The 15,171-nt window shown below is 61.8% G+C and carries 12 protein-coding genes, 1 tRNA gene and 1 pseudogene; 9 read left to right on the forward strand and 5 right to left on the reverse strand.

What is annotated here, in order from left to right; genetic code table 11:
- Position 1: 1 nt before the first annotated feature.
- The 5 genes from NUW13_11925 to NUW13_11945 all read left to right on the forward strand — a co-directional run bounded on the left by NUW13_11925 (position 2) and on the right by NUW13_11945 (position 4,096).
- Positions 2-403 carry a biopolymer transporter ExbD gene (locus NUW13_11925; protein ID MCR4439729.1) on the forward strand — a complete coding sequence of 134 codons (402 nt, stop codon included), beginning with the start codon at positions 2-4 and terminating at the stop codon, positions 401-403.
- Between the two features lie 45 nt (positions 404-448).
- Entirely contained in the window at positions 449-865 is a 417-nt protein-coding gene (locus NUW13_11930) for a biopolymer transporter ExbD (protein ID MCR4439730.1), read from the forward strand.
- A gap of 12 nt (positions 866-877) precedes the next feature.
- Positions 878-1,522, forward strand: coding sequence for an energy transducer TonB (locus tag NUW13_11935; GenBank protein ID MCR4439731.1), 645 nt, complete (start codon positions 878-880; stop codon positions 1,520-1,522).
- Positions 1,523-1,718: 196 nt separating this feature from the next.
- Positions 1,719-2,228, forward strand: coding sequence for a hypothetical protein (locus tag NUW13_11940; GenBank protein ID MCR4439732.1), 510 nt, complete (start codon positions 1,719-1,721; stop codon positions 2,226-2,228).
- 47 nt (positions 2,229-2,275) lie between these two features.
- The gene (locus NUW13_11945; protein MCR4439733.1) at positions 2,276-4,096 is read left to right on the forward strand and encodes a thioredoxin domain-containing protein; all 1,821 of its coding nucleotides are present in this window, start codon (positions 2,276-2,278) and stop codon (positions 4,094-4,096) included.
- Between the two features lie 4 nt (positions 4,097-4,100).
- On the opposite strand, the gene NUW13_11950 is transcribed toward NUW13_11945, so the two are convergent.
- Positions 4,101-4,472 (reverse strand): hypothetical protein, encoded by a 372-nt coding sequence (locus tag NUW13_11950; protein ID MCR4439734.1) that lies wholly within the window; start codon positions 4,470-4,472, stop codon positions 4,101-4,103.
- A gap of 156 nt (positions 4,473-4,628) precedes the next feature.
- On the opposite strand from NUW13_11950, the gene NUW13_11955 reads away from it, so the two are divergent.
- From NUW13_11955 to NUW13_11970, 4 genes and pseudogenes are all read left to right on the forward strand, one after another.
- A tRNA-Val gene (locus tag NUW13_11955) sits at positions 4,629-4,702 on the forward strand.
- Positions 4,703-4,778: 76 nt separating this feature from the next.
- A complete protein-coding gene (locus NUW13_11960) occupies positions 4,779-8,633 on the forward strand; it encodes an alpha-mannosidase (GenBank protein ID MCR4439735.1) in 3,855 nt (1,284 codons plus the stop codon).
- An 18-nt stretch (positions 8,634-8,651) separates the two neighbouring features.
- On the forward strand, positions 8,652-9,785 hold the full coding sequence (locus NUW13_11965; protein MCR4439736.1) for an HAD-IIIA family hydrolase: 1,134 nt from the start codon (positions 8,652-8,654) through the stop codon (positions 9,783-9,785).
- 44 nt (positions 9,786-9,829) lie between these two features.
- Positions 9,830-10,009, forward strand: a pseudogene (locus NUW13_11970) (Rdx family protein).
- 18 nt (positions 10,010-10,027) lie between these two features.
- Here the strand turns inward: NUW13_11970 and NUW13_11975 are convergent.
- The 4 genes from NUW13_11975 to ileS form a co-directional block, all read right to left on the reverse strand.
- The gene (locus tag NUW13_11975; GenBank protein ID MCR4439737.1) at positions 10,028-11,002 is read right to left on the reverse strand and encodes an RluA family pseudouridine synthase; all 975 of its coding nucleotides are present in this window, start codon (positions 11,000-11,002) and stop codon (positions 10,028-10,030) included.
- 18 nt (positions 11,003-11,020) lie between these two features.
- Complete coding sequence (gene lspA, locus NUW13_11980; protein MCR4439738.1) at positions 11,021-11,527, reverse strand: signal peptidase II; 507 nt, start codon at positions 11,525-11,527, stop codon at positions 11,021-11,023.
- A 20-nt stretch (positions 11,528-11,547) separates the two neighbouring features.
- Positions 11,548-11,925: a TraR/DksA C4-type zinc finger protein gene (locus NUW13_11985; protein ID MCR4439739.1), complete on the reverse strand. Its 378-nt coding sequence runs from the start codon at positions 11,923-11,925 to the stop codon at positions 11,548-11,550.
- 61 nt (positions 11,926-11,986) lie between these two features.
- Positions 11,987-15,139: an isoleucine--tRNA ligase gene (ileS, locus tag NUW13_11990; protein MCR4439740.1), complete on the reverse strand. Its 3,153-nt coding sequence runs from the start codon at positions 15,137-15,139 to the stop codon at positions 11,987-11,989.
- Positions 15,140-15,171: the final 32 nt, after the last annotated feature.

Raw genomic sequence — 15,171 nt, forward strand, 5'->3', positions numbered from 1 at the left:
CATGTTAGTGGAGCGCAGAAAAGAGCGCACGCTCGCAATCCCGCAGGCCTCCTTGTCGGACATTGTCTTCCTCTTGCTCACGTTCTTCTTGCTGACTACCACCATTGACGTGGACAAGGGAATCGGCCTGGCGCTTCCGCCCAAGGGTGAGACCAAGGAGGTGCGGAAGGAGAACATCGCCAACCTGCTCATCAATGCCAGCGGGCAGGTGATGTTGGACAGGCAGCCGATCGAAGTGAAGATGATTCGGGAGGCTATCAAGACCAGGTTGGCCGAGCGCCCGCAGCTCATCGTGTCCGTCAAGACCGATCGACGCACCCCTTACGAGGTGTTCATCGCGGTTCTGGATCAGGTGAAGCAGGCCAAGGCGCCACGGATCTCCATCGCCGAGCCCGAGTCGTAAGACGGCGGCTCCGGGAACATCTGGCAACGGGAAGGAGTCAAAGAATTGAAGTTCCGGAAGAAAGAGAAGGCTTCCGCCGCAATCCCGACGGCCTCGCTGCCGGATATCATCTTCATGCTGCTGCTGTTCTTTCTGGTGGCGACCGTCTTTAAGCAATATCGCGGTCTGCCGGTGGTGCTGCCGAAGGCAAAGCAGATTGAAAAGCTACCCGGCAAGCGCGATGTAGCTTACGTGTGGGTGGACCGCTTGCAGCGCATCTCCGTCGATGACAAGCTGGTGGACGTGCGCGATATCTCCGGCATCATGTACAAGAAGCGCACCGACCCCTTGCACCCGCTGAAGGTGGTGTCGCTGCGCGTGGACAAGGATGCGCAGATGGGGGTGGTCATCGACATTCAGGAGGAGCTGCGCAAGGCCGACGCCCTCAATGTTAACTATTCGGCAAAACCTGCCGGAGAGTGAGGTGATGGAGCCATGTTGAGGAAAGACCCAAAGGCGGACCTCAGGCTGCAGTACCGGAAGGTCTTCCAGCTTTCCATGGTGCTGGCCCTGGTCTTGCTCATCGGGATGTTCCAAGCCTCCAAGCGCTACGAGATCAGGAGCGAAAAGGTGGAGAGCATCGACTTTAAGATGCAGGTCGATGAGATCCCGCCCACGGAGCAGATGGACCGCCCACCTGCTCCGAGCCGCCCTGCCGTCCCCATCGAGAGCCAGAGCGAGGACATCCCGGAGGACGAGACCATTTCCACCACGGAACTGGACCTTTCGGAGCTGCCCCCGCCCCCTCCGCCCCCAGAGCAAGTAGACGAGTCGGCGCAGATCTTCGTGGCCTGGGACGAGCCGCCCGAGCCGATTGGTGGTTTTCAGGCCATCCAGCGGGCGCTGAAGTACCCGGAGATCGCCCGCAAGGCTGGAGTGGAAGGGAAGGTCTACGTCATCGCCGTCATCAGCGACAAAGGCGAGGTCATCAAGGCCTGGGCGCAGAATTCGCTGGGCAACAACGGGTGCGATGAGGCAGCCATAGAAGCGGTCAAGGCTGTCAAATGGAAACCGGCCAAGCAGCGCGACAAACCGGTGACCGTGCAGATCGGCATCCCTGTGCACTTCAAGCTGAAATAGACCGAACGGAACAGAACAGCGCAACGCATGAAGGCGGTGGAGAGCACCGCCTTCTTCATTGATGGCCATGGCCAGGTTGGAATGGCCCAGGTGAGCCGAGGAGCTCGTGCGGCACCCGACAAGACAAGCAAGGAGCGGTCGAGAAGCAGCGCGCCCCAAGTGGACAGAGCCACCCCGCAGGAGGCGCCAGCTATCCGTGCCCGCCGCCCTTCTGTGCGCACTGCTGGTCGCCGGAGCAGTGCAGTGCTTCAACCCTTTTGCTCCTGCGCTGCACCAGGGTCCCGAAGACGAGTTCATTGTCACCGAGCAACGCACGCCCGAAGAGGTGCTGCAGAACTTCCGCTACGCCTACACCTTCAAGGACTCGCTTCTCTATGCCAACCTTTTGGACAGCTCCTTCGTGTTCGTATTCTTCGACCCCAACCAAGGGTCGTCGGGGCTGTTCATGTCCTGGGGCAGGGACGTCGACTTGAAAACCACGGGGCGGATGTTCCGCAGCTTCGATGTGCTCGACCTGAACTGGAACTCTACCATCTACGCGTTTGAGGAGGAGAGTACCGCAGAGCTTTCCAAGAGCTTCTCCATCAACTTCAGTGGAGCCTTTGCCGAGTTTCGGATATCCGGCACGGCAATCTTCTCGTTCCGGCGTTGTGCGCACGATGGTAAGTGGCGCATCACCCGCTGGAAGGACGAGTCCGAGTACTAAGCATTCCCACAGAGGCCGGTGAGATAGCGGAACAGAGGAGAAAGAGCATGGCAACAACGAGGTGCTGGCAGATTGTGGTGCTCACTTTGGTGTTGACTGCCGGGGCTGAGGCACAATGGGGAGGACAGCGCGTGGTGACGGTGCTGCCCGCCGTGAGACCCGACACCCTTAGCGCCGGGCAGGAGGCGCGCGCGGAGATCGCCTTGGTGATCGCCCCGGGCTACCATATCAACTCCCACAAGCCTTTTGACCCCGACTTGATTCCGACGGACATCTCGCTCCAGGTCCCGGCCGGGGTAGAGGCCGCTTCGCTGCGATTTCCTGAGGGCGTCCGCAAAAAGTTGGCATTCAGTGCAGATGAGCTTTCGGTGTATGAGGACACGGTGGTAGTGACCGCAAAGTTAAGGGTGGAGCGAGTGCCCACGCCCTCCGTCCTGCAGATACGCGGCACGGTGAGTTTTCAGCCCTGTACAGACCAGGCCTGTTTCCCGCCCGATCAGGTGCCCTTTGCTCTCTCCTTCGCGGTTACGGCCGGCCAATCGGCAGCAGAGCATCCAGCTACGAGCGAGAACAGATCAGGCCAGGCCGGCAAGCCCAAAGCGATGGAGCTCACTGCCGATGAACTGCGCGCACAACGCCTACTGGAGCGGGGGCTGCTTTACGCGGTGGCGGCGTTTTTTGTGCTTGGGCTGGCTTTGAACTTGACCCCCTGCGTCTACCCCGTCTTGCCACTCACCGTCAGCTACTTTGCCAGCAGGGGGGAGCAGCGCCGGGGAGCGGCCTTTGCCGCGGCACTTGTCTATGTGGTGGGCATTGCCATCGTCTTCTCCGCACTGGGACTGATCTCGGGACTGGCAGGCAGGCAGTGGGGGTTTCTTTTCCAGAGCCCATGGTTTGTGGCGGCCATTGCTCTGATCGTCCTTGCCATGGCGGCGAGCATGTTTGGCGCCTTCGAGATCACCGTCCCCAGCTGGCTGCTGACGCGCGTGGGCGGTGCCCGCGAGGGCATGGTTGGCGGCTTCGTCATGGGCCTTACGGTGGGCCTGGTCATTGCCCCCTGCGCAGCCGGCATAATCATTGGCCTGGTGGGGCTGGTGGCCAAGCTTGGCATCGTCGGCAAAGGCGCGCTCTTCTTCTTCGTAATGGGGCTCGGCTTGGGGCTACCCTACCTGGTGCTGGCGACGTTCTCGCAGCTCCTCTCGCGCCTGCCAAAGGCTGGCATGTGGATGGTCTGGATCAGGAAGCTGTTCGGCGTGCTGCTCATAGGGGTGGCTTTGTACTTCGTGTTGCCGCAGGCAGAGCGCGCCGCAGACATGCTCGCCTTCTTCCTCGGACTGCTGACCATGTTCGGCGGGCTGCTCTTAGGTTTTCTGGATCATGGCCAGGATTACACGCGCGCCTTCAAGCTGGCGCGGGCGGTCTTCGGAGTGGTGCTGCTCGTAGGGGGGGCAATGCTCTTTCGGGGTGCCTTGCATGAGAAGGCCGCAGGCATCGAATGGGTACAGTATCAGGGCCAGGAGATTGAACAGTTGGCGATGGACAAACCCGCGCTGGTGGAGTTCTACGCCGACTGGTGTGCGCCCTGCAAGCAGATGGAGCGCACGACCTTCCGCGACCCGCAAGTGGTGGCGCGCAGCCGACAGTTCCTCATGGTGCGCGTGGACTGCACCGCCCCGGATGCCATAGTGCAGAAGCTGATGCAGCGATTCAGAGTGACGGGCATGCCGACGCTCGTCTTCTTAGAGCCCGGCGGCACGGAACGAACTGACCTGCGCGAGGTCGGGGCGCTCAACGCCGCGGAATTACTGGCCAGGCTGGAGTCACTTCAGGCGCAAGGCTCCCCTTCGCCCCAGGCCGGACCGCAATAGGCCTTTACTGCTTCTCCTCGTACTTCAGATAAAGCGGGATTTCCGTGCCTTCCTTCACCAACGCGTATTGCGAGCGGTAATACTTGGAAAGCTGCTCATTGACGATGCGATAGACGAACTGCAGGCCCTTGGTGAACTGACTGGGGGGGACCAGCTCGTAGCCCTGGGACAGGAGCAGGGGCTCGGGCACAAACTCGTAGCCGCGCGCGAAATAGCGCTCCATGGCAGCAAGATTCACTGCGATGTCCGGACGCGGCCCTTTGAGTTGGTAGCCCGCTTCCACCAGGGCCCGTAACTGTTGTGCCTGCGAGATTGGGGAAAGCTGAGCAGTTGGCTCTGTGTACTTGTCGGCCATCTGAAAACTCCGTAGACTCATGCGCATCCACAGAATCTTTCGATTGCGAACATGGTAAATTTAACCCCGCGTCGGCAAAAAATCAAGGGCAAAGCGCGGCGGCCAGGAGCAGGGGCGCAGCGTCGCATCTTTTCCCTTGATTTTCACGCGCCGTTTTGCTATTATTGCGACAGTGACGGGCGATTAGCTCAGCTGGTCAGAGCGCTGGTCTCACATACCAGAGGTCACTGGTTCAAGTCCAGTATCGCCCACAAGGAGGATGTGGCCGGGCGCCGCACCTCCTTTTTTGTTCTGGGCCATTGAGTACATTCTGCGGAGGGTACCGCAATGGTGAAGCGCTTGCCTGCCGTTAGTCTGGCGATTGCCGTGTTGGCGGCCACTGCAGCTGCTCAATCGCAAGATACCTTTGTACGCGAGTGGCTGGTAGTCGGGGCCTTTGCCGTGGATCCGGAGCACGAGCCCCTGCGCGCTGACCATCTCGGAGGCGAGGTGGATGCCATGCCCCGACTCGGACAGGTCGCAGGCGGCAAGAGTTGCTTCGTCGCCCAGACCGACCAACAGGGCCGCCTGAACTTCATCCGCATGGGCGTCGAGCCGCCAGAGCGTTCCGTGGTCTACGCCCACGTCTACGTCTTTGTGCCCAGGCTTGTGGAGGCCGTCCTCCTGGTGGGCAGCGACGACGGGGTGCTGGTACGGGTGAATGGCAACGCGGTGCACGAACATCTGGTGCTCCGCGGCTGGCGCGCTGACCAAGACACCGTGCGCGAGCAATTGGGTGCCGGGTGGAATAGGGTGCTGTGCAAGGTGTTCAACAACCTCGGCGGCTTTTCCCTGTCCCTGCGCGTGACCGGCCCGCAGGGCGAGGCAATCGAGGGGCTGCGCTACGCGGCCGAGCTGCCTGCCGACTACAGGCCTGCCGTCGTGCCCAGCCGGTACGACCTGGCCAGCCTGTCTGTGGCGCCCCATGCGCAGTTGACGGCAAAGGGTTCGCTCATGGCCACAGTGCAGGCGCAGGTCCGCCCCCACGGCACTACACCAGTCGCCGCGCTCCGCTGCGTGCTTCAGGTGGCGAGCAAGTTGCACCCGCTGCGACGCACAGAAGGGCTGCGCGGAGATCCGTTCACTATTGCCTGGGCGGTGCCACTCAGCGAGGTGCTGCGTGCTGCTACCGCAGGAGATCTCCTAACGGTTGCAGTGGATTGGGGCAGGGGCAAAGCGATGATGGAGCTCTCGCTCACCCGGCAAGAGGCGCTTGGCGCGGTGCTCGCAGGGGTGGAGCTCAGCGAGCTATTCTCCTTCTCGCAAACTACCTCCGGCACGCACGGCAAGGCGCGCCTCCGGTTGCCGAAGGAGTTGGCTGCCCACGAGCTGTGCCTAAGGGTGAGGGCCCCGCAGAGCGTGGTGAGGGCTTTTTGCGATGACCAGGCTCTGCCCCCCCTTCCGCAACGCCAGGGACTGTGGCAGGCGCAGGTGCGGCAGCCTGAGGCGCGGTTTGCGCTGCCCAGGCTGGACTCGACCCGGCAGGTGCGCCTGGCTATCGACCTGGTACCAGCGAAGCAAGCGCCACGGGTTTTCATCGACTTCGTTGCCCTGGACTATGCTGCTCTGCTCGATGACCTGCGGTTTGGCGAGATGTACGCCCCGGGAAGCGACTTTGGCCAGGCGGAGCTGTGGACACGGCCGGTGGAGGCATTTCAAGCTGCCGATGCCGGCGGTTTGCGCGCCGCCCTGCAGGAGTTCAGGGAGAGGTCAGAGCCCCTGCGCCGCGCGATGAAGCAGGACACCATCCACGTCGTCGGCAATGCCCACATCGACATGGCCTGGCTGTGGCGCTGGCAGGAGACGGTGCAGGTCTGCGAACAGACCTTCCGCCAGGCCTTGGAGTTCATGGGGAAGGACTCGACCTTCACTTATGCGCAGAGCCAGGCCCAGGCGTACCAGTGGATGGAATGCTTTCATCCGGAAATACTGGCGGGCATCAAGGAGATGGTGCGGCGTGGACAATGGCTGGTGGTCGGCGGGATGTGGGTCGAGCCCGACTGCAACCTGCCCGCCGGTGAGGCTTTGGTGCGGCAGATCCTCCTTGGCAAGCAGTATTTGCGGGAGAAGCTGGGAGTCGATCCGCGGGTTGGCTGGACACCTGACACCTTCGGCTACGCCTGGACCTTGCCGCAAATCTACAAGAAGAGCGGCATCGATTACTTTGTCACCAGCAAGCTGTGGTGGAACGATACCACCCCGCCAGAGCATCAACTCTTCTGGTGGGAATCGCCGGATGGCTCGCGCATCCTTACTGTGGTGCCCCTCAGCTATGTCGAGGAGTTGGGGGAGGAGCGGACCCTGCGCACCCTCCTGGACTTTCGCCAGGCCACGGGCGTAAACCACGCGCTCGTTCTCTACGGCGTGGGCGACCACGGAGGCGGCCCCACCAAAGAGATGCTCGCCCGTTTCGACCACATGGCCGAGACGCGCCTCTACCCCACGGTGGTCAAGTCCTCCGCAGAAGCGTTCTTCCGCGCTACGGAGACAAAGCTGGACCTGCCCATCGTGCGCAACGAGCTCTACCTGCAGACGCACCGTGGCACCTACACCACCCAGGGCGCCATTAAGAAGAGAAATCGCCAGATGGAGGTCCTCCTGGAGACGGCAGAAAAGTTCGCCTCCTTTGCCCCACTCCCCTACCCAGAGCAGGAGCTGCGAAGGGCGTGGCAGGGCACGTTGTTCAACCAGTTCCACGACATCCTGCCCGGCTCCAGCATTCCGGAGGTCTACAAAGATGCCCACGCTCTGTACGACTCCTGCCAGGCCCTTGCCGGTTCGGCATTGCAGGCGGCCCTGGAGGCTCTCTGCGCGGAGATCGACACGCGCGGAAAGGGCATGCCCGTGGTGGTCTTCAACCCCCTGTCCTGGGACAGAAGCGACGTGGCCTGGGTGAGGCTGCCCGGACCCCTGCTGGAGCAAAGCTACGAAGTGGTGGATGCCAATGGCGTGCTCCATGCCGCACAACTTCACGAGGATGGTCTGCTGTTTGAAGTCAGCGGCGTGCCGGGTGTAGGCTACAAGGTTTTTTGGCTGCGACCTGCTGCCCGACGCTTCTGGCCAGATGCGCCCCAGGCTGTCCCTTGGACCGTGCAGAACGGCGCCTGGGAAGTGAAGCTGAATGCAGAGACTGGCGATATCGCCTCCGTGGTTGACCGGACGAGCGGCCGAGAGGTGCTGGCCGGGCCTGGCAACCAGCTGCAGTTCTTCGAGGACCAGCCTGCGGAGTACGATGCGTGGAACATAGGCTACACTGGCAAGGAGTGGCGTGCTGACCGGCCCACCGAGCTTGAGGTCATTGCCCAGGGTCCGGTCCGGGCCACGCTGCGCGTGGTTCGTCCGTTCGGCAGCTCACGCTTTGTTCAAGACATCACCCTCTACCGCCGCCTGCCGCGCATCGACATAAGCACGCGTGCGGACTGGCATGAGTCGCACGTGCTGGCCAAGGCCGCCTTCCCCGTTGCTGTTCAAGCACGCGCTGCCACCTACGAAATCCCTTACGGCTGGATCCAACGCACCACCGTGCCGGCCACGCCTGCCGAGAAGGCGATGTTCGAGGTCCCCGCGCAAAAGTGGGTCGACCTGACGGACGACTCAAGCCTCCATGGCGTGAGCCTGCTCAATGACTGCAAATACGGTCACGACATCTGCGGTAACGTCATGCGCATCACGTTGCTTCGCTCCCCGAAGAACCCAGACCCCAACGCCGACATGGGCGAACACGAGTTCACCTACAGCCTGCTGCCGCATGCCGGCAATTGGCAAGAGGCAGAGAGCCATCGACGCGCCTTTGAGCTGAACTACCCTCTGCAGGTCCTGCTCACGCAGCCGCATCCGGGGCGCCTTGGAAAGCAAGGTTCTTTCGTACTTCTCGACGCCGGCTCTGGTGTGATGCTTTCGGCAGTCAAGCGAGCGGAGAAGGGCGAGGCAACAGTTCTCAGAGTTTACGAGCTCTTCGGCAAGGAGACCAGCGTGCAGGTCACCTTCAGGGAGAGGGTTGCCGAAGCATTTGAGACGAACCTATTGGAGGCAATCGGCGGCAGCGTGCCCGCTGCGCGTCGGACGATAAGCACCAAACTCGCCCCCTTTGAGATCAAGACCCTTCTGGTGCGATTCGCAAGCCAGGCCGGGCCCAGGAGGTAGCCCCTGCGCGACAGCCACATGCGCCCGCGAAGCGACAAGATCAAGCCCCGGGAAGAAGTCGCCGCTCTGTGCGCACAGGCGCGGGCGGAGGGCAAGAAGGTCGGCTTCACCTCTGGGGCCTTTGACCTCCTCCACGCCGGCCATGTCGACTATCTGGAAAAGGCGCGCCAGGCCTGTGACCTGTTGGTGGTGGGGGTGAACTCCGACGCCTCCGTGCGGGCCTACAAGGGGCCCCACCGGCCCATTATCCCCGCCCAGCAACGGGCGGAGGTGGTGGCCGCCCTGGAATGCGTCGACCTGGTCTTCATCTTCTCGGAACGCCGCAACAAGGTGAACATCGAACTCTTGCGGCCGGACCTTTACATCAAGGCAGGCGACTATCGGCCAGCGGAATTGACCTCCAGCGAGGTGGTGGAGCGCTGTGGGGGCCGGGTGCTGTTGCTTCCGGTGGCCACCCCTCTGTCCAGCACGGAAATCATCGCCCGGGCCGCCGCGGCACATGTGCCTCAGGCCGCGCCGGTGGAACGCGATGGCGCCGTGCATATTCGTCGCCCGCCTCCGAAGCAGGCGCCCGCCGTGTTCGTCGACCGGGATGGCACCATCTTGGAGGATGTGCCCTTTCTGCACGAGCCGGACAAGGTACGATTGCTCCCCGCGGCAGCCGCAGGCCTCAAGCGCCTTCAGGACATGGGCTATCGGATTGTGGTGCTGACCAATCAGGCGGGAATCGGGCTCGGTTACTTCACGCTTGAGGACTTTTACCGCGTCAACAGTGCGATGCTCAAACTCCTCGATGCCCACGGAGTGCGTGTCGACAAGGTCTACTTCTGCCCGCACGGGCTAGCTGAGCAGTGCGAGTGCCGCAAGCCGGGCACAGCGCTTCTCCGCCTGGCCCAGGAGCAGCTCAATGTGGATCTGCATCACAGCGTGGTGATCGGTGACCGCACAGCCGACGTCGAGACTGCCCGCCGCGCGGGGTGCAGGAGCATCCTGGTGCGCACCGGCGCAGGCGGCCAGGATGGGGAGTACGCCGTGGCGGCCGACTTTGTCGCCAATGACCTCGAGGAGGCCGCTGCTATCCTGCTGGAGCAGGAGCGGAGACCTGCAGGGGAAGACAAGACGAAAACACCAGCTTCCGGAGAAAAGCCATGACCGTTCGCATTCCTTACTGCACCACCTGAGGCTTTCGAGCGCGCGCCGTCAGTTTGGCGGAGGAAATAGCACAGCACTTTGGCATAGAGCCAGAGGTGGTGCAGTCCACCGCAGGCGTGTTTGAGGTGGAAGTGGACGGCCAGCTGATTTTTTCGAAAAGGCGACTCGGCCGCTTCCCGGAGCAAGGCGAGGTCGTGCGCTTGCTTCGGGCTGCAATGCGATAGAGCTGATCCCTCCGGGGGCTATTTGACCGGCATTTCTTTCAGCGCGGCAAGAAGGCGCTGAAAGTCATCCGGGGGCGGGACCTCGAAGTACATCTCCTGGTGCAGGACCGGATGCACGAAGCCAAGGCTGAGGGCGTGCAGGGCGGGCCGGTTGAACTGCTTGAGGAGCTTCACTGCGAAAGCGAGGTTTTCGCGGCTCAGGCCGCTCAAGCGCTTACTTCTGCCGCCGTAGGTGGCATCGCCGAAAACTGGATGGCCGATGTAGGCCATGTGCACGCGAATCTGATGCGTCCTTCCGGTCCCCAAGGTCAGGCACAGCAGGCTGAGCAGGCGAAACTCCTCCAGCACCTCGTAGTTGGTGATGGCCAGCTTGCCGAGTTTGGAGACGGTCATGCGCAGGCGGTTCTTGGGGCTGCGCCGCAGCAAGGTCTCCACCCGGCCGCTCGGCGAGCGGAAGTGTCCCCAGACCACTGCCCGGTACTCCCGCTGCACCTGGCGCGCGGCAAATTGTTGCGACAGTGCCACATGCGCCGCGTCGCTCTTGGCTACCACCATCACCCCCGATGTCTCCCTATCCAGGCGATGGACGATGCCGGGCCGCTGCACGCCGCCAATTCCGGACAGCTGCTGGCAGTGCGCCAAAAGGGCATTAACCAGAGTGCCGGTGTAGTTGGCAAACGCAGGGTGGACGACCATGCCTGCCGGCTTGTTCAGTACCAAAAGATGTTCATCCTCGTAGAGAATGTCCAGGGGGATTTGCTCGGGAAGGATCTCTAACTTCTTGGGTTCAGGAACGGTCACCTCCACCACCTGCCCCGGCCGGACGCGATGGCCAGGTTTCGTGGGCGCGCCGTTGAGCAGGATCTGCCCCTCATCGATCAGGCGTTGAATGCGCGAGCGCGTCAGGTGAGGCAAATGCTGGCGAAGGAAATTGTCTAAGCGCCGGCGCTCATCCGCCTGCGGGACCACCAGGGTGTGCTGTTCGCGCGGCATGTGCCACTTGAGGCACGCTCAGGCAGAGAGTTGCTCGCTGGTCTGCCGGTGGCCGCCACGCTCGGAGCTCAGCAGAATCATTAAGATGAGGACGATGACCCCGATGGTGACGGCAGCGTCTGCGACGTTGAACACCGGCCAGCGGGCCATCAGGAAATCCGGAAAGTCCACATCCACAAAGTCCACAACCCGGCCAAAGAGGACTCTATCGGTAAGATTGCCCAGTGCCCCGCCAAAGGTGATGGCCAAAGCGACGCGCTCGATGTTGCTCACTGCGTGGGCGCGCAGCAGGTAGACCAGCACCACGATACTCGCCACAGCAATCAGCACGGTGAAGACTGGCCCATGGCCCACTCTGATGCCGAAAGCGATGCCCGGGTTTTCCACGTAGGTCAGGCGCACCAAGTCACCCACCAGCGGCACCGAGTGGTCGCGCGGCAGCAGATGGCGCGCCAGCACCTTGGTCAATTGATCGGCCACCAGTACGAGCGCTGCATAGCGGAGCACTTTCACTCGTTCGATCACCTATCGCACCTCGGTTCGGGTCACTGACGCTGCTTCTCCTCCTTGGCCTTACACTCGATGCACAGCCGCACATGGGGCACCGCTTCGAGCCGCTCCTTGCCGATATCCTTGCCGCACTGCACGCACTTGCCGTAGGTGCCGTCCTCGATGCGCTCCAAAGCCCTGTCCAGGTGGTAGAGGAGATTTCCTTCCCGGGAGGCAAGGAAAAAGGCCTTCTCACGCTCCATGGTGTCGGTGCCCTGGTCGGCCATGTGGAAGGAGTAGGAAGAGTGGTCTCCGGTAGCCTCTTTCAGCGTGGAGTTCAACCCCGACTCCTTCAGCCTCTCCAATTCCCTGAGGAGTTCTTCCCGCTTCTGCAGGATCAGCTTCTTGAAGTACTCCAGTTCCTTTTTGGTCATTGTCTCCTCCGACCTGTACACATCACAGGTGTTGTGGTGTGTGCAGACTCCCCACCATCTGTCACCGTTCCCTGATGCGGCTCACCCCGATGGTGACTACCTCCTCGCCAATGTTCCATTTCTTCGTGTACTCGCCACTGACCTCCGGCAAGACGATCTCTTTGGCCAGCGTCTCGGTGCGGATGTACGAGGCAAGCCGCGAGATGGCCTTGGCCAACTTGCCCTGAGCGTCACACGAGATAATGATGCGGTCGACGACGTCAAACTGCGCCACTTTCCGGGTGTTCTGCACCCGGTTGACGAACTCCCGCGCCAGCCCCTCCAGTTCCAGGTCCTCGTTCAAAGTGGTGTCCAAGGCGACGGTGAGTTCGCCTTCGCTGCCAACCACCAGCCCCGGCGCCTGTTGCATCACCACTTGCACATCCTCCGCGGTGAGGGTCACTTCCGTGCCGTCGACCGTGAGGGGCAAAACTCCGCGCGCTAGCAGCGTGCTGATCTGCGTTTCCTCCAGCGAGCGGATAGCCTGGGCCACTGCGTTGACCTTGCTGCCAAACTTCGGCCCCAACGCACGGAACAACGGCTCGGCGCGACGGCTGTGCAGCGCTGATGAATCCGCCACAAACTCCACCCGTTTGATGTTCAACTCTTCCAGAAGCAGGTTCTCCATGCCGTCCAGCATGGCCCGACGTCGGTCGTGAGGATCGACCACCACCAGTCTGGCCAGTGGCTGCCGCACTTTCACCCCCTCCTGGTTGCGTAACGCGCGCCCGAGGAGGACAATTTGCCGCACCAAGTTCATGCGCTCTTCCAGCCGTTCGTCCCAAAAGTCGCAGGGAGGCTGGTCAGGCACTGGATAGGCGTCCAAGTGCACGCTCTCCGGCAAGGAGGCGCCACTCCCCTCCTCCAGCCTTCGGTACAGCTCGTCAGTGAGGAACGGCACAAAAGGCGCAGCCAGACGCACGCTGGTGAGGAGTGCTTCGTAGAGCGTCTGATAGGCGGCCAGTTTGTCTTGGTTGTTTTCTGCTTTCCAAAAGCGTCGGCGGGAGCGCCGTACGTACCAGTTGGAAAGGTCATCGATCACGAATTCGCCGATGCGCCGCGCCGCCCGCGACAGCTCGTACTGCGCCAAGTCGTCGTTGACCACGCGCACGGTGCTGTGCAGCGTCGACAGCAGCCAGCGATCCAGCTGCGAGCGCTCTTCCACCGGGAGACGTTCCGCGCCGGGGATGAACCCATCAACGTTGGCGTACATGGCGAAAAAGTTGTACACATTGACCAGCGTGTCCAGGAATTTGTTCTGCGCCTCAACAACCCCGGCCGGGTCAAAACGCGTGGGCAGCCAGGGCGCGCTGGCGGTGAGCAGGTACCAGCGCAAGGCGTCGGCGCCCTCCTTGTTCAGGTGGTCGAACGGGTCGACCGTGTTGCCACGGCTCTTGGACATCTTCTGGCCTTCCTTGTCCAGAATCAGGCCAAGGGATACGCAGCTCTTGTAGGCCGGCTTGTCAAAGAGCAGGGTGCTAAGCACCAGCAGCGAGTAGAACCACCCTCTGGTCTGGTCAACACCCTCAGCGATGAAATCGGCAGGAAAGTTCTGCTCGAAGACCGCCACGTTCTCAAAGGGGTAGTGGAATTGGGCGTAAGGCATCGCCCCGGAATCGAACCAGCAGTCCAGGACCTCTGGCGTGCGCCGCATGGGCTGGCCGCAAGAGGGGCACGGAATGCTGACTTGGTCAATGTAGGGGCGGTGCAGGTCGATAACCTCACGCAGTCCGCCGCGTTCCATGAGCGCCGCAACATTGCCGATGCTCTCCTGGGCTCCGCAGCCCTCACAGATCCAGATGTTGAGCGGCGTGCCCCAGAACCGATCCCGTGACAGGGCCCAATCGACGTTGTTTTCCAGCCACTCACCGAACCGGCCCTCACCCACCTCAGGGGGGAACCACTTGATCAAGCGGTTGTTGCGTATCAAGGCCTCCTTGAAGGCAGTGGTGCGCAGGTACCACGACTTGCGCGCGTAGTAGAGCAGCGGCGAGGAACAGCGCCAGCAGAAGGGGTAGCTATGTCTGATGCGCTCGGCCTTATACAAGAGCTTCCGCTCGCGCAGGTTGTCGATGATCAGGGGATCGGCATCTTTGACGAACATCCCCTGCCAGGGCTGAATCTCCGCGGTGAAGCGTCCGCTCTTGTCCACTGGCTGCAACACCGGCAGGTCGTACTGTTCGCCTACCTGGTAGTCCTCTCCGCCGAACGCCGGGGCAATGTGCACGATGCCCGTTCCCTCCTCGGTGCTCACAAAATCGGCGACCATGGTGTAGTAGGCGCGCTTCTCCGGGGTAAGGTAGTTGAACAGCGGCTCGTAGCTCACACCTGCCAGCTGTTCCCCGCGCATCTTCTCTTCGATTTCATAGTCGCCGTCGAGACACGACAGGCGGTCAAAGCCAAGCACGAGGTGCGCTCCCTGGTGCCACACCTTGACGTAGGAAAGCTCCGGGTGCAAAGCCAAGGCGACGTTTGAGAGAAGTGTCCACGGAGTGGTGGTCCACACCAGGAAGAACGTGTTTTCCTGGCCGACAATGGGCACTTTCACGTAGATGGAGGGGTCTTCGACCTCTTCATAGCCTTGCGACACCTCGTGGCTGGAGAGCGGCGTTTCGCAACGTGGACAGTAAGGGAGGATCTTGTGACCCTGGTAGAGGAGGCCCTTGTTCCAGAACTGGTGCAAAATCCACCAGACCGTCTCGATGTAGTCGTTGGTGTAGGTGATGTACGGCTGCTCGAGGTCGACCCAAAAGCCGATGCGGCGCGTCATCTCGTCCCAGTCTTCTTTGTAGGCAAAGACCGATTTGCGGCACTCCTCGTTGAAGCGCTCGATGCCATAGGCAATGACCTGGTCTTTGCGCTGGATGCCCAGCTTCTTTTCGACCTCAATTTCCACCGGCAGGCCGTGCGTGTCCCAGCCCGCCTTGCGCTCCACGCGGTAACCCTGCATGGTCCGCCAGCGGCAGACGAAATCCTTTACCGTGCGCGAGATGACGTGGTGAATGCCAGGGCGCCCGTTGGCAGTAGGGGGGCCTTCATAGAAGACGAACTTGTGGGCCGGGTCGCGGGACTCGACGCTCTTCTGGAAGATTCTCCGTTCTTCCCAGAATTTGAGGACATCCTTCTCCAGTTGAGGATAATCGACCCGACCCGAGAACTCGCGATACATAGCCATTCACTTCGACTCAGCGTGGTTGGTGCTCGTCA

It is taken from the genome of candidate division KSB1 bacterium (assembly GCA_024655945.1).
GTDB lineage: Bacteria > Zhuqueibacterota > Zhuqueibacteria > JANLFK01 > Oleimicrobiaceae > Oleimicrobium.